The sequence below is a fragment of the Williamsia sp. Y853 genome (assembly GCF_056786495.1).
In genome coordinates this window covers 723491-745676 of the sequence record NZ_JBXCJC010000001.1, presented here as the reverse complement: position 1 = coordinate 745676, position 22186 = coordinate 723491, and the positions used below count along the sequence as shown (strand labels likewise).

Below are 22186 nucleotides of genomic sequence, written 5' to 3'. Positions count from 1 at the left end.
ACTCTTTCAGAAAGCAAGGCCCCCATGGACATCACTGATCAGATCGCCCTCGTTACCGGAGCCAACCGTGGCATCGGCCGTCAATTCGTGCTCGAGCTGCTCGAGCGTGGGGCAAGCAAGGTGTACGCGACGGCCCGCCGCATCGAGACCCTCGATTTCGACGACAACCGGGTGGTGCCGTTGCGGCTCGACCTGACCGACCATCAGTCCGTCGTCACGGCGGCGACCGCCGCACCGGATGTAACCCTCCTGGTCAACAACGCCGGCATCTCGACCGGCGCGCCGCTGGTCACGGGCGACCTGTCCGAGATTCGCCGGGAGATGGACACACATTTTTGGGGAACACTGGGCGTGATCCGGGAATTCGCCCCGGTCCTCGCCGCACACGGTGGTGGTGCAATCGTGAACGTACTGTCTGCCCTGTCCTGGTTCGCCGCCCCCGGTTCCGGTTCGTATTCCGCTGCCAAAGCAGCTGAATGGAACATGACTAACGGCGTGCGCCTCGAGCTCGCCGCTCAGGGCACCCTCGTACAGGGTGTCCTCCTCGGTGCTGCCGACACGGACATCTCGGCCGGCTACGACGGGCCCAAGATCGATCCCCGCGACGTGCCCCGTCGCTCACTCGAAGGCCTGGTCGACGGCTCGATCGAGGTGATCGTCGACGACTGGACCGCGATGGTGAAGGCGTCACTGGCCACAGACCCTGCCGCATTCTACGAGCAGATGGCCGAACTCCTCGCCGTGAGCTGACCAGCGCAGCAGGCACTTTGCCTCGCAGCGACAGTCAGACAAGTGGGCTCCGGACCTCCGTCACCGCAATTCTGGCGGCCCGTCCGATCGCGGCCTCCACCGTCGGGAGTGACATCTCCGATCGGGCGGCATGGGTGAACACGGCGACCGCGATCGGATGCTCGCCGGGGTATTCGACCACCGCAACCTCATTGCGGATGGCGCCGAGTGTTCCGGTCTTGCCCGCAATGGTTGCCACCCCCAGCGGGAAACCCGACGAGATACGTTGCTGCCACGCCTGTTTACGCATGGTCTTGCGGATCAGGTCGCACATCACCGGTGAGGCCACCCCGTCGTCCCAGATCAGTTCGAGTAATCGGGTGGCCTCGCGAGGTGTGGTGGCGCTGGCCAATGCCGGGTCGTACGCGCTGATGGTGTCGTCGCGGTCGATGTTCGCCAACGCCGAAAACGCCTCGGAGACCGAGTCCACCCCGGTCTCGGCCACCAGTTGTTGCTGCAGTTGCGCCATTCCACCGACCACTCGCGTCCCGTCCAGACCCGCCGTCTGGAGTAACTCCCGAACCGCGGGCAGACCGACCTCGGCGAGAATCACATCGGCAGCGGCGTTGTCGGAGATCACCATCATCTGTACCGCCAGATCACGCCAACTCAACGTGATCGGATCATGCAGTGCGGCAATGCCCGTCGGCCCGGCCGCACATGTACGCGGATCGACGGTGACCGTCCCGCCCAGATCCAGCTCCTCGCGATCCGACTTCCGGCACAGCGCCACCATGAGTGGGAGCTTGTAGACCGATGCCATCACCACCGGATCGTCTGCCTGCCAAGCGAACTCGCGCGCCGGTGCCCGGCCGATGGTGCGGGCGTGGACCCACCCCGCGCAACCGGCATCGGCGAAGGTCTCCCCGATCCGGGATCGGGCGCTCGCGGCACCCCGGGAGATCACCGGGAGAGCTTCCACAACGCGGATTCGACCGCGTCGATCGCGTCGTGATCGGCTCCCGCACGCCGCACCACCAGCAGTCGTAGCGGCACGTCCTCGCGGATCATCGGAACCGGCGCGATGCCGGCGATGTGCCCGAGGTGATCAACACCCACCGCCAACGCAAATGCCTGACCACCTGCCACCGCGGCGATCAGCTCACTCGAGGTCCGGACTGGCATGACCTCGACGTCCAGCCCGCGTACGTGGAGTGTGTCCAGGAGCAGGTCGACGGCAGGCGGGTTCGCGGCCCGCGGCACATGCGCCAGCGCCAACCCGTCGAGCATCCGCACAGATGGCCGCGCCGCCGACGCCACCGGATGGCCCTGCGGAACCACGAACGTCCGCTCGATGCGAACGGCCTGTCCCGCCTCCAGATCGTCTCGGACACAGGGGTGCTCGACCACGGCGAAATCGATCAGTCCCTTCCGGACATCCGCTATCAACTCGACTACCGTGCCCGTGACCATCCGATGCCCACGATCGGTGCCCAGTGCGGCGAGTGCCGTCGAACACCGGGCAGCAATCGCCGGATCAAGATCCGACGGCAACCCCCATCGCAGGACATCCCGGTGTTCCCGCAATCGCCGGGCCTCCCCGGCGAACCGCTCCGCGTCGTCGACCAACACCCGGGCACGGGGCAGGAGTTCGCGCCCCGCACCGGTCAGTACCGCTCCCTGCGGTCCACGGCGGATCAGTTCGACACCGAGTTCCTTTTCCAGTCGTCGCAGCCCCTGGGACACCGGGGGTTGTGTCATCTCCAGACGCGCGGCGGCGTGACCAAAATGTCCCTCTTCGGCCACCGCGACAAAAAACCTCAGGTGTCGGACAAGATCCATGACCCCCACTGTGGCATCTTCACCGATCCTCGTCGTAGCCGAGTTGGACCCGACCCCACGATCTGATCGGTGGCCTGGCTTTTCAGAAGTCGAGAGTCCTCGCGAAGTGGACCAAAGCCGCGCCGACCTCCCCGGCACGTTCCATCTGGATGAAATGACCGGCACCCTCGTATGTTTCGACCGTCCGCAGCCGAGGCATCATCTGACGCATCCGGGTGATGGCTCCCGTTCCCGCCATCGTCAGAACCGGGTCGTTGCCGCCGCAGAGAAACATCGCGGGTACATCGAGCATCCGGGGAGCGATGTCCTGCTGTTCCCAGTTGAGGTCGGCGGCGCGGTACCAGTTCAGTCCGCCGGTGAAACCTGCTTGGCGATAAGCACATTCATAGACGTCCATCTCGGCCGCCGTCAGCCGCGACCACGGGAGGGGCGGAGCCTGCGGCAGGACGTCGAGGTATCCGAGCCTGGTGTCGTCGTGATGAGCCGGGTGCTGCCAGATGTCGAGGTAGCGGTACGAACCCGAGAGCGCGTGATGGATGCGGTGCAAGAACTCCCGGGGCGCGCCGTCGAGTTCGGCATCCGCGAGTCCGGGCTGCAGGAAGTATTCGAAGTGGAAGAAGTGTTTCTGCGCCATGGCGGTGAATGCATCGGACGGCCTGATCGGAATCCGGTCCGGCGTGTACGGCATCGCCATCAGAACCAGTCCCGCAACACGAGTCGGGTGCTCGAGCGCCAAAGTCCATGTCGTGGGTGCACCGAAGTCGTGGCCGACCACCAGCACGCGTTCGGCGTACAGGGCGTCGAGCAAGTCGATCAGACGGGTACCGATGGACGTGTATGTGTACTCGCCGATGGCTGCCGGGGCGGTGGTGCCGCCGTATCCCGGCATATCCGGTGCGATCACCCGGAACCCGGCGGACACCAGCGGCTCGACCTGATGACGCCAGCTGTACGCAAGGCCGGGGAAACCGTGGCAGAGCAGTATCGCCGGCCCGGAACCCTCGTCGATGAGGTTCCAGTCGAATCCGGCGACAGACATCTGCCGATAACGCATGAAACTACAGTTGCTGCAGGTCCTCGGGCCGCCAGACCGCGCGCATTGTCTTGATCTTGCCGTTGTCGTCGAACACCATGATGTCGACCGGGGTGATCTTGAACGACATCCCGGCGGTTTCGGTGATCAACGTGAACTCGAACACCGCGGTGTCACCGGCGATCTTGGTCCAATGGATTTCTGCGGTGGCCTTGTCCATCGCGGCGATCACGCCGTAGAACTCGATCAGCGACTCGCGGGTGTTCCGGATGTCGGCCCCGATGGGGTCTTCGACGGTCGCCCCGTCGGCGTAGAGGTCGGCGACCTGTTCGGGCGTTCCGTTCGCAACCAGGTCGACATACGACTCGACAACCTTCTGCAATTCCTCAACACTCGCCATTCTGGCGTCTCCCCTCGAGTATGTAGAACGTGTTCTAGTTCGAGGCAGGACAATACCCCGCCGGCACACTGTGCCGACGGGGATTGAGGAGTTCGGAGTGCGGGCTACGCGGTCAGCGACTCTTCTTCGCTGCCCCGGCGGCGGTCTTCGCACCTGCGTTGGACAACTCGCCTGACGCGTTCTCCAGATGCGCCCGGACGAACCACTGGAACTTCTCGAGTTCGGCGGTCTGGCCGATGAAGATGTCCTCGGTGACCGGATCGATCTCACCGGCGATGGAGATCGCCTCGCGCTGCGAGGTGATGAAACCGACGTACACCAGATCAAGCGCACCGAGGTGGGCTTGGACGGTGTCGCGACCGACCGAGTAGTCCTTCCACGAGCGATCCTCCTCGATCGCCTTGGCGGTGCCGTTGGGCGATCCACCCAGCGTCGCAATTCTCTCGGCGAGAGTGTCTGCGTATCCGCGAGCCAACTCGACCTGCGGATCGATCATCTCGTGGACACCGATGAAGTTTGGACCGACAACATTCCAATGAATGTGCTTGAGGGTCAGATGCAAATCGTTGAACGCACTGAGTCGTTCCTGCATTACTGCGATCAGTTTCTTTGTAGCGTCATCAGAGAGGCCAGGTGCGGTGAATGTCATGCGAGCAGGGTTCCCATCGACCACCGGCGCCAAACGTCCCCAATCGTCGCCGTGTGACGTTCAGACACACGTTGGACAAACGGGCCCCGATGTCCTTGACACCCCATACCCGGTGGGATTGGGTCAGTTGAACACTAGTGCCGAAGTCTCAACGGATTGTCGAAGGATTGCGAAATGACGCAGAACCCACCCCCACCCGGGAACGAACCAGACGTTCCCCTCGGAAAGGATCCGGGGCAGGCCGAACCTCCGCAGGGTGGCCAATACCCGCCACCGGGCGGATACCAGCCCCCACAAGGTGGGCAGTACCCACCACCCGGTAGTTACCAACCCCCACAGGGCGGCCAGTATCCGCCGCAAGGTGGCTACCAGCCCCCACAGGGCGGTCAATACCCTCCCCAGGGTGGCTACCAGCCCCCACAAGGTGGGCAGTACCCACAGCAGGGTGGCTATCAGCCCCCGCAAGGTGGCTTCCCGCCACCACCTCCGCCCAGGCAGTACGCCCCGCAGGGTGGCGGCTACCCCGTCGGCGGCTTCGGACCTCCGCAACTGTCGGTCGGCGCAGCGATCAGCTACGGCTGGGAAAAGTACAAGGCGAATGTCGGTCCCTGGATCGCGATCTGCCTGCTGGCGTTCGTCGTGAGCCTGTTCGTGTCGTTCGCATTCTCGGGTTTCAGCTTCAACGACGAATCAGTGGTGATGAGCCTGCTCGGCAGCTTGGCGTCGTTCATCGTCAGCACACTTTTCAAGGCCGCCCTCACCAATGGCGCCCTTGCTGAACTCGACGGTCGGCGTCCGAACGTCGCCGCGTTCTTCAACTTCAGGAACCTCGGCGCGGTGTTCCTCGTCGCCATCGTCGTTGGTATTGCCACCTCGATCGGCTTCATCCTGCTGGTCATCCCGGGCCTGATCATCATGTTCCTGACCTGGTTTGCGCTCACATTCGCAATCGATCGCGATCAGGACGCGGTGACCGCGATCAAGGCGAGCTTCGAGCTGACATCCAAGAACGTCGGCCCACTGTTCCTGCTGGCGCTCGCCAACACCGGACTGATCGTCCTGGGAGTCATCACCTGTGGCCTCGGATTGCTGGTGGCCGCACCGATTGTTGTCATCTCCAGCACCTACGCCTACCGCGTCCTCACCGGCGGTACGGTCTCACCGACCGCCTAGGTCAGTAGCGACCTGCGGGTCCGGCTTCACCAGAGCCCGATACCAGCGCCGATCATGGCGCCGGTATCGGGTTTTTGTCGTCCCTGGCAGGGGCGCGGCTAGCCTGAACCGGTGAGCGGACACCATCAGTCGGGCGACCTGCGGCTCAGCGTGGTTCTCGCTTCCTGCCAACAACTTCCGAACAGCGACGGTGACGACGACGGGCTCGTCGAAGCGTTCGGGCGGGCCGGTGTCCATGCGAGGTGGCTGCCGTGGGACGACGCGGGAATCCACGACCCCGACGCCGTGATCCTGCGGGCCACGTGGGACTACCCCGAGAGGTTGGACGAATTCCTCGACTGGACCAAAAGCGTTCGCAGACTGATGAATCCGGCAGATGTGGTCAGATGGAACTGCGACAAGGCCTACCTCCTCGACCTCGAGCGCGCCGGGATCCCGATCGTTCCCACCGAGGTGTTCGCACCGGGCGCCCCGGTGACAATCCCCGACGGCGAGGTGGTCGTCAAACCGGCGGTGGCCGGTGGTAGTCGCGGCGCCGCCAGGTTCACCGAATCTGCCGGCGCGCTGGCTCATTCCGCGGCGCTGCACCGCGACGGCCATCGGGTGCTGGTGCAACCTTTCGATCCACTGATCACCGCGGGAGAGACCGCACTCGTGTACCTGGCTGCGCAGCGTTCGCATGCGTTCACCAAGGGCCCGATGCTCCCGGAGCCCGGCGAAGCCGGGGAGCTCGACGAATCCGGACTCTACCTCGTCGAGAAGCTCACCCCGGCCACGCCACCAGAAACGTTCTGGGCCTTGGGTGATGCCGTCATGGAAGCCGCGGCGCAGACCGTCGGAATCGCGCCGTCGGAGCTGCTCTACGCGCGGGTCGATCTGTTGGGTACCGCCGAGTCGGGTCCGAAACTACTGGAGTTCGAGGCCATCGAACCGTCACTCGGTTGGCGGCAGATCGATGGCGTCGACCGCGCCGCGGCCATGGACCGCTTTGCCGTCGCCACCGCCGCTGCCCTCGCCCGGGGATGACACCGTCGCGGGCACCGGCACTTCGGTGAGCCGCACGCCCGCTTCCCGGCGCGCCCGGCCGCGATAGACCAGGACACCGGTGATGGCGCAGATCCAGACGACGAACTGCACGGTCCACGCGACCCGGAACGAGTCGAAGGAGTAGCCGCCCATCGCGCCGATGATGCTGCCCATCATCTGCATCACCACCATGGACACCAGGAACCCACCCATGTTGACCAGACCCTGCGCGGTCCCCAGGACCGCACCCGGGTTCGAGGTCCGGGCAAAGTCGAATCCGATCACCGATCCGGGGCCCCCGACCGAGATGACCACAACCAGCAGCATCAGCAACCACATCGGCGCCGCAGTGGGAAGCAGCAACACAATCGCCCAGATCACCGCGTTGCTGCCCATGATCACGAGCACCAGATCCGACCGTCGCTTCGGGTAGCGTCCGGTGAACATACCGATCAGGATCCCGGCGATGACGATCACACCGACCGACACCGTCAGGATTCCACCTGCCGTCTCCTTGGAAAGTCCCTGTGCGGCAGTCAGATACGGGATGCCCCACATCAGCGAGAACACTGTGATCGAGAACTGGGTGCCCATGTGGGTGAAGAAACCCAATTTGGTCCCGGACCGCGACCACACCGTCTTGACGCCCGCCAACGTCACCCGCAGCGAGGTCCGTGGCACGGCCGTTTCGGTTCCGGGCGGAGCGTTGCGCACCACCGCCACTGTCAACACCACCGACAGCAATCCGAGGGCGGCGGCCGACATGTACGCCGGGGTCCAACCGTGGACATCGAGCACCTTGAGGAACGGCACCGCCGACAGCACCTGACCGAACTGTCCACAGATCCCGGTCAACTGCGTGACCAGGGGCACCCGCCGCGGCGCAAACCATCGGGGAACCAACCGCAGCACCGAGATGAACGTGAATGCGTCGCCGATCCCGACCAGGATCCGTGCCGCGATCGCGACCGCCAGGTCGTCGGTCAGCGCCATCGTCATCTGTCCGGTGACCAGGATCAACCCGCCGATCACGAGCATCGACCGCGACCCGAACCGGTCGAGTAGCAGTCCCGCAGGAACCTGCGAGAGCGCGTAAACGGTGAGTTGCAGGACCACGAACGTCGAGAGCACACCGGGCGAAGCGGAGAATCGGTCAGCGGCATCGAGCCCGGATACACCGAGTGTGGTTCGGGCGAGAATCGCCACCACGTACGCGAATACACCTGTCGCCCAGATCACCCACGAGCGCACAGACATCCCTTTCACGCGTTCGGCCCCAGCTTTCAAGCATGGTCCCCATCGATTCGACCCCGACATCCGGCCCAAGGGGCAGTGCGCACGATGGGTCATGAGCGATGATGGAGCCGTGCCGAATCCCGATGAGCCACCGGCGGATCAACAGCTTCCTATCGGTGCGGTCGACGCCCGGTTCACCCTCGCCGCCGAGCGGACGGTGTTGTCATGGTTCCGGACCGCGCTCGGGCTCGTCGCGGCCGGGTTGGCTGTGATGCACGTGCTGCCCGACTACTCCACCCAGATGTCTCGTGACATCCTCGGCATCGGCATGGTGGCGTTCGGCGCGTTCACCGCGATCGCAGGCGGCATGCGCTGGAAACAGACCAGTGCCGCGCTGCGGGACGGTGGCGAACTGCCCGGCCCTTTTCCCATCTGGATGCTGATCGCGCTGCTCATCGGATTCTCGGTGTTCGCGGTTGTCCTCGGATTGCAAACACGCTGAGCCGTCCCCGTGGCGCCTGGAACACCAGGACGTCACCCGTCGTTGTAGTGACAGAACTCCACGACTCCCGCCGAATGCCCGACACCGGTAGTCGGCGGTGACCAATATCAAAGGAGAGTCCCCGTGTCGCATGAGTACCGCAAAGATCCAGAGACCGTCGCCAACCTGAAGCCGGCGCAGTTTGCCGTCACGCAGGAATCCGCGACCGAACCGGCCTTCCGGAACGAATTCTGGGACAACCACGAAGCCGGTCTCTACGTCGACATCGTGTCCGGCGAACCGCTGTTCACCTCGACCCAGAAGTTCGACAGCGGCTGTGGCTGGCCCAGTTTCACCACTCCGATCGAACCGGCGAACGTTGTCGAAACGAGTGACACCACACATGGGATGGTCCGCACCGAGGTGCGTTCGGCCCACGCCGACAGCCACCTCGGCCACGTCTTCAACGACGGCCCCATCGCCGAGGGCGGCCTGCGTTACTGCATCAACTCGGCAGCACTTCGCTTCATCCAGGTCGCGGACCTGGAGAAGGAAGGTTACGGCGAGTATCTCAAACTGTTCACCACCGAGGAGGCGAAGTAGATGAGCGAGAAGGCGATATTGGCAGGCGGGTGCTTCTGGGGCGTGCAGGACCTGGTCCGCAAACTCCCCGGCGTTCTCTCGACCCGGGTCGGATACACCGGCGGCGATGTCCCCAATGCCACGTACCGAAACCACGGCACGCATGCCGAGGCGCTAGAGATCGAGTTCGATCCGAACCAGATCACCTACCGCGACCTGCTGGAGTTCTTCTTCCAGATCCATGACCCGTCGACCAAGAACCGGCAGGGCAACGACGTCGGTGCCAGCTACCGTTCGGCGATCTTCTACACCGACGACGAGCAGAAGCAGGTGGCACTGGACACGATCGCCGATGTCGACGCGTCGGGACTGTGGCCGGGCAAGGTTGTCACCGAGGTGACCCCTGCCGGCGACTTCTGGGAGGCCGAGCCCGAGCATCAGGACTACCTCGAACGCATCCCGAACGGGTACACGTGCCACTACGTCCGACCGGGCTGGAAATTGCCACACCGGGCGCAGACCACCAGCTAGATCCGCATTTCTCAAAACCCCCCGCCCGACTCCGGTCGCGGGGGGTTTTGACTTTCCTGCCAGGAAAGTAGATACTACTTTCCCAATAGGAAAGTGAGTTTCTCATCATGGCTGATATTGATCCGGAAGAAGCCCGCAGCGCCCTCGAGTCCGCCGAACGCGCCCGTCGCCAGGTGAGCGACGAAGTGGGTTTGCCCAACCGGTACTGGTGGGGCATGGCTGCAGGCTGGCTGTTGTTGGGAGTTCTTTCCACATTCACTCCGTGGTGGATAGCGCTGGCGGCAACAATCCTGTTCGGAGTGGGGCATTCCGTTCTCGCATCGCAACTGTTGAGCGGCCGTCGACGCACCTCGCGCCTCCAGGTCAGCCGAGAGGTGACCGGTGCGAAGAACGCGATCATGGTCGTCGGGATCCTGCTGATCCTGGTGGCGCTGACCATCTCGTTCGCACTGATTCTCGACGCCCAGGACGTCGGGATGCCCGCACTGTGGTCAGCATTGATCGTCGCCGTGATCACCGGGGTCGGCGGACCGGAGATCCTGAAGACGGTGCGCAGATGGGCGCGCGTGTGAGCGCAACCGATGGTTTCGACGAACTCATCCACCCGAGTACACGGCTGTCGTTGGTTGCGACCTTGGCGGCCGCCGACTGGGCCGAGTTCGCATTCCTGAAAGAACGACTCAACCTTTCCGATTCAGCGCTGTCCAAGCAATTGTCGACGCTCGAAGGTGCCGGCTACCTGATCACCGAACGGGCATCCACCGGTCGCAGACGAACGGTGCGGGTCAGACTCACCGACGTCGGACGGCATGCCTTCAACGGCCATACTGCTGCGTTGCGGGCCATCGTCGGCATGAACGACCCGCGAACGTAAACCACGTATCCAACCGTGGCGGTCGCACAGGCATAGATTGACTCGATGCGCCGCCGATTGAGTGCTTGGCTACTGAGCGACATCACCGATGAACCCGCCGGGCACCTCGGACCCCTTCGCAAACCAACACAGGCCGAACACAAGCACAGCTGGTGGAAGGTCATGTGCCTGACCGGTGTCGACTATTTCTCGACCCTCGGCTATCAACCGGCCATCGCTGCGCTGGCCGCGGGCCTGCTCGCCCCCCTCGCGACGCTCGTCCTGGTCTTGCTGACGCTCTTCGGTGCCCTGCCGGTGTACCGGCGAGTCGCTCGCGAGAGTCCCCGCGGCGAAGGCTCGATCGCGATGCTCGAACATCTACTGCCCAAGTGGGGCGGCAAGATCTTTGTCCTGGTGTTGCTCGGGTTCGCGGCCACCGACTTCCTCATCACCATCACCTTGTCGGCCGCCGACGCATCGGCGCATGCGATCGCCAATCCCCTTGCGCCATCGTTTCTCTCAGGCGAACAGGTGCTGGTCACCCTGGTCTTGCTGGCATTGCTGACCGCGGTGTTCCTCAGGGGTTTCACCGATGCCATCGGCATCGCGGTCGGTCTGGTGACCGTGTTCCTGATCCTGAACTTCGTGGTCATCGCAGACAGCTTCTGGCAGATCGCCAAGGACCCGCACCTGATCACGGCGTGGCGATCGGCGTTGACCCTCGAACACAGCAACCCGTGGATGATGCTGGCGATCGCACTGGTCGTGTTCCCGAAACTGGCGCTCGGCCTGTCCGGATTCGAAACCGGGGTTGCGGTGATGCCACAGATCCGCGGCGCTGCCACGGACACCGCGCAGGATCCACGCGGCCGAATCCGCGGCGCCCGTCGGCTCTTGACCACCGCGGCGCTGGTCATGAGCGGATTCTTGATCACCTCGTCGCTGGTGACCACGATCCTCATTCCGCAGGATGAGTTCAAGGCCGGTGGTGAGGCCAACGGCCGCGCACTCGCCTACCTGGCCCACGAGAACATGGGCAGCGTGTTCGGAACGATCTACGATCTGAGCACCATCGCCATTCTCTGGTTTGCCGGTGCATCCGCACTGGCCGGACTCCTCAACCTGGTTCCCCGTTACCTCCCCCGGTACGGGATGGCGCCGGAATGGGCACGTGCTGTTCGCCCACTGGTTCTGGTGTTCGGGTTGATCGCCGCGTTTGTGACGATCTATTTCAAAGCGAGTGTCGATGCTCAGGGTTCGGCCTACGCAACCGGGGTGCTGGTCCTGATCACCTCTGCCACCGTTGCGGTCTCGCTGTCGGCCCGCAGGCGCGGCCAACGCATGCTGACGTGGATGTTTGCCTTGGTGGCAGTGATTTTCGCCTACACCACCATCGCCAACGTCTTCGAACGACCGGACGGGGTGAAGGTGGCCGCGTTCTTCATCGCCGCGATCTTGTTCGTGTCGCTGTTGTCCCGCGTGAACCGGGCATTCGAGCTCCGTGCCACGTCGATCGAATACGACGAGATGGCAACCGAGTTCATCAGCGAGGCAGCAGCTGCCGGGACCGTAGAGATCGTCGCCCACGACCCCGACCGCTTCGACATCGAGGTGTACGACACCAAAGCCACCCAGCAGAGGACCGACAGCCACCTGGGTCAGGCCATCCCCATCCTGTTCCTCGAGGTCAATGTCACCGACTCCTCCGACTTCGCCACCGACCTGCTGGTGCACGGACGGCAACGCGGTCCGCATCGGGTGCTGTGGGTGAACAGTCCGGCCGTCCCCAATTCGATCGCCGCGATCCTTTTGGACATCCGCGACCGGACCAGAGTCAATCCGAACGTCTATTTCGACTGGTCCGAAGGAAACCCGATGGTGAACCTGCTGCGGTTTCTGTTCATCGGCCAGGGCGAGGTCGCACCGGTCACCCGAGAGGTCCTACGACGGGCCGAACCGAGCACCGCCCGTCGCCCACGAGTGCACATCGGCTAAAAACCCAGTCCCATCCAGTCGGTGGCGGTGAACTCCTTCTCCAGGTGCGCGGCCTCGACCTTGACCTCATCGGGATCGGGGTCGAGACCGTCGCCGGCGAAGGCACGCAATGCGGCGATGACACCGGCCTCGTAGGTTTCGAATCCACCGATGACCACACTGTCCGCCCGCCACCACACCAATAGGTGCGATCCGCTCGGCGACGGACAGAAACCGATCACCCGGCCATCGCGGGCCAACGTCGGGCAATCGTCGGGGAAGCCGTCGGTTTCGCTCATGGGAGCACTGTATTCGCAACTCCCGACGCACCCGTTGACCAGCAATAACACCGATCACGCCACGGCGGTTGTGTTTGCCGCCAAGGCGCACAGGGTAGTCCGTGAGCACCATCGACATGTCTGGAGCTGATCGTGAACACCGTTGTCTGGATCGTCATAGCCGTTGTAGTTGTACTCGTCCTACTTGCACTTGCCGTCGTCCTGGTGCGCAAACGCCGCGCCCACCGACGGGTCGAAGCCGGACAGATCCGGGAAGCCGCGTCCCATCGAGTGAACGAGGTCCAGCGGAACGAGGCCATCGCCGAAGAATCTGCAGCGAAGGCGCGCCGCGCGCAAGCTGACGCCGAAGCAAAGGCCGCCGAGGCCAAGCGCCTGTCGCACGAAGCCCAGACCCATCATGGTGTCGCCGCGTCCTCACGTGAGGAACTGCAGGCCGAGTTCGAACATGCCGACAAAATCGATCCCGATGTGCCGCACGCGGGCCGGCATGAGCGCCACGGCGACGGCGACAATACCGTCGGTGTCGATACTCCGGTTCGCGACGGCAATCCGGTCCGCCCCGATACTGCGGTCCGAGAGGGCAATCCGGTCCGCGAGGGCAACGTGGCCCCCGGCGGCAACGTGGCCCCCGGCGGAGATCCGGCCAGGCGCATCGATGATGCTCCGGCACCCGGCCAACGCCACACCCCCCAGTAGGCGGAGGGGTTCGGCGACGTCAGATGAGGCCGGTCACCTCTAGTCCGTCCAGAGCAAGGTTGGCCGTGCCCAGCAGCAGGTTCATCTCGGCGAGCGTCGCATCGTGAGTCGCAGGATTCTGCAAACCGAAGCTGTTGGCCAACGCGATGGTCCGCACCGACTGGAACATCAGCGTGGTGGCCAGTTCATCGCCGAAGATGTCGCCGGCGAACCAGCCCGTGAACAGCCCCTCGAGATCGGTGCCGTAGGTCTCCTCGAAGTCCGTGACGATCGCTGGTGTCGCGTCCACCAGGGCACCACCGAACGTGTAGAAATCCTTGGTGTTGTCCGCGGTGGTGCCGATGTTGACCAGCGCTTTGGGGAAGTCGATGATCAGGTGCGCAAAGATGGCGCCCGTGACAACCCGTCCGGGACTACGGTCGCAATCCTCGGTCAGCGCCAGCGCAGCGGCCCAGTGTGGCGACGGTGTCCCACCGGTGACGAACTTGTGCAGGTCGGTCAGGTACAGCCGGACCACCTCCACTGCAAGGTCGCCAGCCCACTCCGGATCGTCGTACACCCCCGAATCGATACTCGGACCGACGAGATTCAGGATCTCGTCGAACGCCAACGGGAATGTGCCCCGGTAGTCGTCGGAGTGGGTCAGCTCACCGCGTAAGGCGGCGATGCGATCTCGCGCCTGCGCGAAGGTGTCGATACCGGCGGGGTCCGTCAGGTCGGCGAGTGTGCTGTCGAACTCAGGTGTCGACGGGGGCACACACGCCGACGCGGCAGGTGCCGCGGTGCCGGCGGGAGCGCTCAACGTCGCGGCTCCGAGAACCAACGCAGCCGTCACGACTGCGGCTCGGACTGTCTTGTTCAGGATCACGGCCGGAACACTAACGTGTGCTGTGACCGATTGCATGTTCGGGTGTCGGCGTCATCTCGCACACGCCGCTCAGAACTGCGCGCCGTTTCCGGTTTAGGCTCAGCAGATGCGGTATGGGATCTCAATACTTCCGGACCAGCCATGGCATCAAGCACGGCCGAAGTGGGAACGTGTCGAAGGCATGGGTTTCGACCACGGGTGGTTCTTCGACCACCTGGTGTGGGGTGGTCTGCCCGACTCCCGGTGGTTTTCCTGCATTCCCACGATGACCGCGGCCGCCGCGGTGACACCGATCAAGCTCGGGACATTCGTGGCCACACCCAATTTCCGGCATCCCGTCTCGTTCTCCCGCGAGATCGAAACCCTCCTCGACATCGCCGGGGACCGGATCCTGCTGGGACTGGGCGCCGGTGGCACCCCCGACGACGGTCTCGAAGGCCGAGCTCCGCTGTCCGCCAAACAGAAGGTGGACCGGTTCCAGGAGTTCACGCTGCTACTCGAACGGCTTTTCCACGAAGACCACGTCACCGCGGACGGCGAGTACTACCAGGCCCGGAACATGCGGCTCGTCGGCGGATCGGTACTCGACAGAATCCCGTTCGTGCTGGCAGGCAACGGCCCCCGATCAATCCGCTTTGCCGCAAAGTACGGCGATGCCTGGATGACGACCGGCGCGAAGGTCGAGACGCTCGACGAGTGGTTCACCGGGATCGCCGCGAGTTGCGGGTTACTCGACGAGGCACTGATCGCCAATGGTCGGGATCCTGAGGGGTTCGATCGTTATCTGAACCTGGATGCCTCACCCCAATTCTCACTGGAGAGCATCGGGGTCTTCGACGAGATGGTCGGCCAGGCAGCAGAACTCGGATTCACCGACGTGATCACCCATTGGCCGCGGGACACCGATCCCTTTCGTGGATCGGCGTCTGTTTTGGAGTCGTTGACAGAGCGCGGATTCAAGAATCCGTAGCCAAGAGCCCGTTCGGGAACGAAGCGGTGCCCGTTCGCGCCAGGTTTGACCACACCCCTTACCGGGCGGCCTCGGCGCGGTTATCGTCGAGCGGATCATGCACTCAGACCGCACAACGGACACACGATTCGAGTCGACGCCGCCTCGATCCCGATCCTCCTCTGCCCCAACGCAACCGGGTCCCGCACTTCTGAGTTTGCAACGCGATGCCGGCAATGCGGCGGTGACGAACGCGATCACCGGAACCGGCGGCCCCCAGGCATCCGATCCCGCCAATGCCCAGTCCGGGGAGGCCGGCGCGGCCCCGATGTTCCCGGTCTATGACCGCATCGCGCGGAAGAAGAAGATGGTGGACGCCACCGCATTCGAAACCGAACGCGCTGCACTCGGTCGTCGGTTGCGCTATCAGATGAAGGCGATCCCGGAGGACGCCAAGACGATACTGAAGGAATACCCGTTCGAAGAAGTCAAGGAGATGTACGCCGAGTCGATGGAGCTGCTCGGGCGGGCAGCCAACCACTACTCCCGTGGCAACCTGCTCCTCGCCGGGATGTGGGCGCGTGAGGCGGGGAAGTACACGGACATCGAGATCAAGGCGCACCGGATCTTCATGGGACAGTCGGTGTGGTCGTACGTCGGCAAGCGGGTCGGACTGGCCGTCATCGGGATCTTCGAGGGCGCGGCCGACTCCTTGCTCGGTCTGGTCGACATGGGCGCAGGCCTGGTCGGCGTCCATCCTGGGCTCGTCGAGTGGAACACCCAGCGCTACAACACGATCAAGGGCGGCTTCACCTCGGCCACCGGTATCGACCACACACTCGTCAGCGATGACGAACTCGGCCGCTTTGGCGGAAAGGTCGCCGGCGGACTGGCTTTCGGTGGCGGGATCGCCAAGGCAGCGCAAGGTGGAAGTGTGGCAGCACAATTCCTGATGCTGACCCAGATCGGCGGCGGTATCCGGATGACAGTTGACGGCATCGGCGTGATGCGCGGCCAAGGGAAGTCCTGGGGAGAGATCTTCAGCGATCCGGCCGTGATCGCCCAGATAGCCGGAGGTATCGCCGGTGTGGCGGGAATCGGATCGGCGACCGTGCCCGCGGTGCGCGACTTCCTCAACCAGGTGGGGCTCGTCGCGACCGCCGCCCAACTGTCCGGGATGACGGCGACATTGGTGAAGATCCAGAACGACACCACCCTCACCGACGAGCAGCGACAGCAACAATTCCTCGATGCGACCGCCAATCTCATCGTGGCAGTGGGTCTGACCGCCGACCAGCAATACGGTGCCAGGCAACCTGCCGCGGCACCGGAGGCCATCAGCCAACCCAAAACTGTTCCAGCAACCACCGCGGCACCGGAAGGCGTGCCGATACCGGCTCCGGCATCCAAACCGGCTGCACCCAAGCCGAGCGTGCACGAGCGGTTCGACCTGTCCGACACCCCGGACGGAACCCAGCCGGCGCCCGTTCCGGCATCAGCAGGAGGACGCGGCAGTGGGGCAGGCGGCAGCCGAGACAACGACGGCCCGACCTCTCCCGGCGACAACAAGACCGTGACCCGACCCGCACCCCACGACGCCGATGCCGTCACCGACCTGGGCGACGTCATCGAACCCCCGAAACCGGCCGACACCACAACCACCCCCGGCGACAAACGAACAACCACCCGCCCCGCACCCCACGACGCCGACGCCGACACCGACCTGGGCGACGTCATCGAACCCCCGCAGCCCACCAAGGCACCCGAACGCGACGTGCACGGTCGGTTCGATCTATCCGACACCCCGGCACCGGTCGAATACTCCGCGAGAAGCGCACGGGCCCAGGCGACGACCGCCCGCCAGTCCCTCGACCAGATCAAGGCTGCCGCAAGTGAGGTGAGTGCGGTGATCGACCGGGCAGGCGCCAAATCCACCCCCGCGTCAGAGGTTGTCGCCTCCGCGGGACGAATGATCAACCGCCTGACCAAGGAGAGCGCGGATCACGCCCGACGCGCGGCGGAGGCGGCGGAGAACGCCGCGGCCGCACGGCAGGCGGGCGACCACAAAACCGAGCGACTCGAGGCCCGGGTCGCCGAGTACAACGCCAACCAGGCCCGCAAGGCCGCCACCGATGCCATTCGGCTGGCCCTCGCGGCCCAGATCGACGGGGTCAATCCCACGAAGTCGACGAACAACTGCGGACACGTCATCGAGGCCATCGAAGCCCGGCTGAACGGGACGAACCCCGGTGCCCAGGCCCGCGCAGGCGGCAATCTGCATCTGGGCTCCACACCTCGCTCCGACGGCATCCGCTACAAGGAGAGCATCGGTGAACAGTACGACGGATCGTTCGACCCCAGTACCGAGCCCAAGGTCGCCGCGAACCTCGCAGCCCGCGGTGAAGGGGCTCAGGGAGTTGTCTTTGTCCATTGGCTGGGCGCCGATGGCAAGGCACTCGACATCGGGCACTTCTTCAATGCTCTCTACAAGAACGGGACCGTCTACTATCTCGACGGCCACAGCGGCAACGTCGCAACCACAATCGCGGCGCTGTACCCCAATTCGCGAATCGGTGCGATTGATTTCATGGCGATCGAACGGCACTGAGCCCGGCCCGGGGTCGAGGTCTCGCCGGGAGACAGCACTTCACGGTGGATGAGGAGGCTGTTCCCCCGGAAGTTCTCGGCGACGTCGGATTCCGCTGTCGATGAACACCGGCACCTGCGGGAACAACGCTCCTGAATTCGAAGTTGAGCCGTATGAACTTAACTTTGGAGGAAGCATGACCGAACTCAATCGCTTGCCGGTGTTGTTCCTGACCGAGCCCGTTCTCCTGCCCGGAATGGTGGTGCCGGTCGAGCTGGACGACGCCGCTCGGGCTGCGGTCGACGCTGCGAAAGCCAGTGATCCGGAGACGAAGACGAAGCCGGAGCTCGACCAGTACGCAGGCAAACTGCTGGTCGCTCCACGCCTGGACGACCGCTATCCCGCCTACGGTGTCGTGGCCTCGATCGTGCAGCTCGGCCGGATGGCCGACGGCCAATCGGGCGCCGTGCTGAGGGGCGAATCCCGCGCGCACATCGGCTCGGGCACCACCGGCCCCGGCGCTGCGCTCTGGGTCGAGGTGGAGCCCGTTGACGAGCCCGACGTCACCGACGACGTCCGTGAACTGGCCACCGAATACAAACAACTGGTGCTCGCGATGCTGCAGCGCCGCGAGGCCTGGCAGGTCATCGACTCCGTCAACAAACTGACCGATCCGTCGGCACTGGCCGACACCGCGGGCTACGCGTCGTATCTGACCGACGTCCAGAAGCGTGAACTGCTGGAGACCCCCGACGTGGGGACCCGCCTGCGTACCCTGATCACCTGGACCCGCGACCACCTGGCCGAGGTAGAGGTCAACGACAAGATCGCCGGCGACGTCCGCGACGGCATGGAGAAGACGCAGAAGGAATTCCTGCTGCGTCAGCAACTGGCCGCCATCCGCAAGGAACTCGGCGAGGACGAGCCGGACGGCAGCGACGATTACCGGACCCGCGTCGAATCCGCAGAATTGCCCGACAACGTCCGCGAAGCCGCGATGCGCGAAGTCGGCAAACTCGAACGAGCCAGCGACCAGAGTCCCGAATCAGGTTGGATCCGAACGTGGTTGGATACCGTCCTCGATTTACCCTGGAACGTCACCACCACTGATTCCACCGACATCAAAGGCGCTCGGGCGGTCCTCGACGCCGATCACCACGGTCTGGACGACGTGAAAGACCGCATCGTCGAGTACCTCGCGGTGCGGGCCCGCCGGGCCGAACGTGGCCTGCAGGTCGTCGGCGGCCGCGGCTCCGGAGCCGTGATGGTGTTGGCCGGACCTCCCGGGGTCGGCAAGACGTCGCTTGGCGAGAGTGTTGCACGGGCACTGGGCCGCAAGTTCGTTCGTGTCGCCCTCGGTGGCGTCCGCGATGAGGCCGAGATCCGCGGCCACCGGCGCACCTACGTCGGCGCGCTGCCGGGCCGTATCGTCCGGGCCATCGGTGAGGCGGGATCGATGAATCCCGTTGTACTGCTGGATGAAATCGACAAGGTCGGCGCCGACTACCGCGGCGACCCCAGCGCGGCCCTGCTCGAGGTGCTCGATCCGGCGCAGAACCACACGTTCCGTGACCACTACCTCGACCTGGACCTCGACCTGTCCGATGTGGTGTTCCTGGCCACAGCCAACGTCATCGAACAGATCCCGTCGGCTCTGCTCGACCGGATGGAGCTCGTGACCATCGACGGCTACACCGAGGACGACAAGGTGGTCATCGCGCGTGACTACCTGCTTCCCCGGCAGCAGGACCGCGCCGCCATCACCGACGACGAGGTGGAGGTCACCGACGCCGCGCTCCGCAAGATCGCGGCCGACTACACCCGGGAACCGGGAGTCCGGCAGTTCGAGCGCCTCCTCGCCAAGCTGCTGCGCAAGGTGACGACGGAACTCACCGCCGCAGGCAACACCGACAAGGTGCTGGTGGACGAGCCCGATTTGGTCGGGTACCTCGGACGACCCCGGTTCACCCCGGACGCCGAGGAGCGCACCGCGGTGCCCGGTGTGGCGACCGGACTCGCGGTCACGGGCCTCGGCGGTGACGTCCTCTACATAGAGGCCGGATCCACCGACGGTGAAGGTCTGGTCCTCACCGGACAACTGGGCGACGTGATGAAGGAGTCCGCGCAGATCGCGCTGAGCTACGTCCGTTCGCACGCAGCCGAATTCGGTATCGATCCGAAGGCACTGGAACGGAGCATCCATGTACACGTGCCGGCAGGCGCCACTCCCAAGGACGGACCGTCCGCGGGTGTCACGATGGTGACGGCGCTGGTGTCGATGGCAACGGGCCGCAATGTTCGTGCAGACGTCGCGATGACCGGTGAGGTCACACTCAACGGCCGGGTCCTGCCGATCGGCGGGGTGAAGCAAAAGCTTCTCGCTGCGGCCCGCTCGGGAATGAGCACCGTCTTCATCCCACAACGCAACGAGCCCGATCTCGACGACGTGCCGACCGAAGTTCTCGAAGCCCTGACGGTGCTCCCGATGACCGATGTGGCACAGATAGTTGCCCAGGCACTCGAGCCGATCTCCGAAGGCGCGACCGCCGCCGCCTGATCACCCCGATCTGAAGCCCACCCGCAACCTGTTGCGGGTGGGCTTCTTTGTGTCCGACGCATCTCGAATTACTTAGCTTAGCTACAGAGATTTCCCGAAAACAATTGCTGCCTAGCTGCTTTCGCAAAGCATCTACAGCACAGCGCATTCCACACGCCAAATGCGTAGTGACTCAAATCACACCAACGGCTCCCAGCACCGATAACGCGCAAATTTCGTAAATCGGAAATCGGTTTGTCACGTCAAGACACCTCGATGAAACAAAACCTCCCTATTTTTATGCAGGTACACGGAACCGTATACGCGCGGTTCTGGGTCGGAGCGCTGCTTGCCGACCTCCCCTTTTGGTGCAAATTCTCGTGCAACGCAACACAAGTGAAAGGCCGCTATGCCGCAATCCGATGCTGTTCCCCAGAGGTCCCGGTTCCGCCGGTCCGCCCTCGTCGCCCCTGCCGCACTCGCAGCGGTTGCCCTGGCACTCAGTGCCTGTGGCAGCTCGGCCAGTGATGAGACCACCAGCTCGGCCACTTCGTGTGTCGACACCTCTGGTAGCACAATCAAGGTCGGCTCTCTCAACTCGCTGTCCGGCACCATGGCGATTTCCGAAGTCACCGTTCGTGATTCGATCGCACTGGCGGTCGAAGAGATCAACGCCTCCGGCGGTGTCCTTGGCAAACAGATCCAGCTCGTCGGTGAAGACGGCGCCTCCGAGCCGACAATCTTCGCCGAGAAGGCCGAGAAACTGATCAGTAGTGACTGTGTTGCAACAGTTTTCGGTGGCTGGACCTCATCGAGCCGCAAGGCGATGCTCCCGGTCTTCGAAGACAACAACGCGCTGCTCTACTACCCGGTGCAGTATGAGGGCCTCGAGTCCTCGCCAAACATCTTCTACACCGGTGCCACCACCAACCAGCAGATCGTCCCGGCGCTGGACTACCTGAAGGAAAAGGGCGTCAAGTCCCTCTACCTCGTCGGCAGCGACTACGTCTTCCCGCAGACGGCCAACCGCATCATCAAGGCCTACGCAGAAGCCAACGGCATCGAGATCAAGGGCGAGGATTACACGCCTCTTGGCTCCACCGACTTCTCGACCATCGTCAACAAGGTTCGTTCCGCTGACGCCGACGCCGTCTTCAACACCCTCAACGGTGACTCCAACGTGGCGTTCTTCCGTGAGTACAACAACGTCGGCCTCACCGCTGCGGACATGCCGGTCGTCTCTGTCTCGATCGCCGAGGAAGAGGTCGGCGGAATCGGTGTACAGAACATCGACGGTCAGTTGACGGCCTGGAACTACTACCAGACCATCGACACCCCGGTGAACAACGCGTTCGTCGCCGCATACAAGGCGAAGTACGGCGCCAACAAGCCCACCTCTGATCCGATGGAAGCCGCGTACGTCTCGGTCTACCTGTGGAAGAACACCGTCGAGAAGGCGAATTCGTTTGAGGTGGCAGCGATTCAGGAAGCCGCAGGCGGCGTCACTTTCGACGCACCCGAGGGCCCGGTCACCATCGACGGTGACAACAACCACATCACCAAGACCGCACGTATCGGCGAGATCCGTTCCGACGGTCTGATCTACACGATCTGGGAGTCACCGGCACCCATCGAGCCCGATCCGTACCTCGAGGGGTACCCCTGGGCCGAGGGCCTGAGCGCCAAGTAGTTCAGCTCGACAGCGACGACGGAAGCCGGCAAATAGTGATCGGGAAGGAACA

22 protein-coding genes are annotated in these 22186 nt (G+C 64.1%); 14 read left to right on the top strand and 8 right to left on the bottom strand.

Annotated elements, in window-relative coordinates:
• The first annotated feature begins 24 nt into the window (after positions 1-24).
• Entirely contained in the window at positions 25-750 is a 726-nt protein-coding gene (locus tag AC1TPF_RS03660; protein WP_482136460.1) for an SDR family oxidoreductase, read from the top strand.
• Between the two features lie 34 nt (positions 751-784).
• On the opposite strand, the gene AC1TPF_RS03655 is transcribed toward AC1TPF_RS03660, so the two are convergent.
• From AC1TPF_RS03655 to dps, 5 genes are all read right to left on the bottom strand, one after another.
• Entirely contained in the window at positions 785-1711 is a 927-nt protein-coding gene (locus tag AC1TPF_RS03655) for a serine hydrolase (protein WP_482142663.1), read from the bottom strand.
• Complete coding sequence (locus tag AC1TPF_RS03650) at positions 1693-2571, bottom strand: LysR family transcriptional regulator (RefSeq protein WP_482142662.1); 879 nt, start codon at positions 2569-2571, stop codon at positions 1693-1695. The genes AC1TPF_RS03655 and AC1TPF_RS03650 overlap by 19 nt, the downstream gene beginning before the upstream one ends.
• Positions 2572-2653: 82 nt before the next feature.
• A complete protein-coding gene (locus tag AC1TPF_RS03645) occupies positions 2654-3625 on the bottom strand; it encodes an alpha/beta fold hydrolase (protein ID WP_482142660.1) in 972 nt (323 codons plus the stop codon).
• A 4-nt stretch (positions 3626-3629) separates the two neighbouring features.
• Positions 3630-4004: a nuclear transport factor 2 family protein gene (locus AC1TPF_RS03640; protein WP_482136464.1), complete on the bottom strand. Its 375-nt coding sequence runs from the start codon at positions 4002-4004 to the stop codon at positions 3630-3632.
• A gap of 112 nt (positions 4005-4116) precedes the next feature.
• Positions 4117-4677, bottom strand: a complete 561-nt coding sequence (gene dps / locus AC1TPF_RS03635; protein ID WP_482136465.1) for a DNA starvation/stationary phase protection protein Dps — start codon at positions 4675-4677, stop codon at positions 4117-4119.
• 150 nt (positions 4678-4827) lie between these two features.
• Here dps and AC1TPF_RS03630 point away from each other — a divergent pair, with 150 nt between their 5' ends.
• A complete protein-coding gene (locus AC1TPF_RS03630; protein WP_482142658.1) occupies positions 4828-5826 on the top strand; it encodes a DUF2189 domain-containing protein in 999 nt (332 codons plus the stop codon).
• A 111-nt stretch (positions 5827-5937) separates the two neighbouring features.
• Complete coding sequence (locus AC1TPF_RS03625; protein ID WP_482142656.1) at positions 5938-6852, top strand: ATP-grasp domain-containing protein; 915 nt, start codon at positions 5938-5940, stop codon at positions 6850-6852.
• Here AC1TPF_RS03625 and AC1TPF_RS03620 read toward each other — a convergent pair.
• A complete protein-coding gene (locus AC1TPF_RS03620) occupies positions 6760-8103 on the bottom strand; it encodes an MFS transporter (RefSeq protein WP_482144016.1) in 1344 nt (447 codons plus the stop codon). The genes AC1TPF_RS03625 and AC1TPF_RS03620 overlap by 93 nt on opposite strands.
• Before the next feature lie 97 nt (positions 8104-8200).
• Here AC1TPF_RS03620 and AC1TPF_RS03615 point away from each other — a divergent pair, with 97 nt between their 5' ends.
• The 6 genes from AC1TPF_RS03615 (at position 8201) to AC1TPF_RS03590 (ending at position 12530) form a co-directional block, all read left to right on the top strand.
• A complete protein-coding gene (locus AC1TPF_RS03615) occupies positions 8201-8590 on the top strand; it encodes a YidH family protein (RefSeq protein WP_482136469.1) in 390 nt (129 codons plus the stop codon).
• 123 nt (positions 8591-8713) lie between these two features.
• Positions 8714-9172, top strand: coding sequence for a peptide-methionine (R)-S-oxide reductase MsrB (gene msrB, locus AC1TPF_RS03610; protein ID WP_482136470.1), 459 nt, complete (start codon positions 8714-8716; stop codon positions 9170-9172).
• Positions 9173-9682 (top strand): peptide-methionine (S)-S-oxide reductase MsrA, encoded by a 510-nt coding sequence (gene msrA / locus AC1TPF_RS03605; protein ID WP_482136471.1) that lies wholly within the window; start codon positions 9173-9175, stop codon positions 9680-9682.
• Positions 9683-9789: 107 nt separating this feature from the next.
• On the top strand, positions 9790-10254 hold the full coding sequence (locus AC1TPF_RS03600; RefSeq protein ID WP_482142654.1) for a hypothetical protein: 465 nt from the start codon (positions 9790-9792) through the stop codon (positions 10252-10254).
• Entirely contained in the window at positions 10239-10556 is a 318-nt protein-coding gene (locus tag AC1TPF_RS03595; protein ID WP_482142653.1) for a transcriptional regulator, read from the top strand. Before AC1TPF_RS03600 ends, AC1TPF_RS03595 begins: the two co-directional genes overlap by 16 nt.
• A 45-nt stretch (positions 10557-10601) precedes the next feature.
• Positions 10602-12530, top strand: coding sequence for an APC family permease (locus AC1TPF_RS03590; protein WP_482142651.1), 1929 nt, complete (start codon positions 10602-10604; stop codon positions 12528-12530).
• Here AC1TPF_RS03590 and AC1TPF_RS03585 read toward each other — a convergent pair.
• Positions 12527-12808 carry a hypothetical protein gene (locus AC1TPF_RS03585; protein WP_482136475.1) on the bottom strand — a complete coding sequence of 94 codons (282 nt, stop codon included), beginning with the start codon at positions 12806-12808 and terminating at the stop codon, positions 12527-12529. The genes AC1TPF_RS03590 and AC1TPF_RS03585 overlap by 4 nt on opposite strands.
• A gap of 132 nt (positions 12809-12940) precedes the next feature.
• On the opposite strand from AC1TPF_RS03585, the gene AC1TPF_RS03580 reads away from it, so the two are divergent.
• The gene (locus AC1TPF_RS03580) at positions 12941-13504 is read left to right on the top strand and encodes a hypothetical protein (RefSeq protein WP_482142649.1); all 564 of its coding nucleotides are present in this window, start codon (positions 12941-12943) and stop codon (positions 13502-13504) included.
• Between the two features lie 19 nt (positions 13505-13523).
• On the opposite strand, the gene AC1TPF_RS03575 is transcribed toward AC1TPF_RS03580, so the two are convergent.
• A complete protein-coding gene (locus AC1TPF_RS03575; RefSeq protein ID WP_482136477.1) occupies positions 13524-14372 on the bottom strand; it encodes a DUF5995 family protein in 849 nt (282 codons plus the stop codon).
• A 106-nt stretch (positions 14373-14478) separates the two neighbouring features.
• On the opposite strand from AC1TPF_RS03575, the gene AC1TPF_RS03570 reads away from it, so the two are divergent.
• The 4 genes from AC1TPF_RS03570 to urtA all read left to right on the top strand — a co-directional run bounded on the left by AC1TPF_RS03570 (position 14479) and on the right by urtA (position 22134).
• Positions 14479-15342: an LLM class flavin-dependent oxidoreductase gene (locus AC1TPF_RS03570; RefSeq protein WP_482142648.1), complete on the top strand. Its 864-nt coding sequence runs from the start codon at positions 14479-14481 to the stop codon at positions 15340-15342.
• A gap of 223 nt (positions 15343-15565) precedes the next feature.
• Positions 15566-17929, top strand: a complete 2364-nt coding sequence (locus AC1TPF_RS03565; protein ID WP_482142647.1) for a toxin glutamine deamidase domain-containing protein — start codon at positions 15566-15568, stop codon at positions 17927-17929.
• Positions 17930-18104: 175 nt separating this feature from the next.
• Positions 18105-20465: an endopeptidase La gene (lon, locus tag AC1TPF_RS03560; protein WP_482142645.1), complete on the top strand. Its 2361-nt coding sequence runs from the start codon at positions 18105-18107 to the stop codon at positions 20463-20465.
• A gap of 388 nt (positions 20466-20853) precedes the next feature.
• Complete coding sequence (gene urtA, locus AC1TPF_RS03555) at positions 20854-22134, top strand: urea ABC transporter substrate-binding protein (RefSeq protein WP_482136481.1); 1281 nt, start codon at positions 20854-20856, stop codon at positions 22132-22134.
• Positions 22135-22186: the final 52 nt, after the last annotated feature.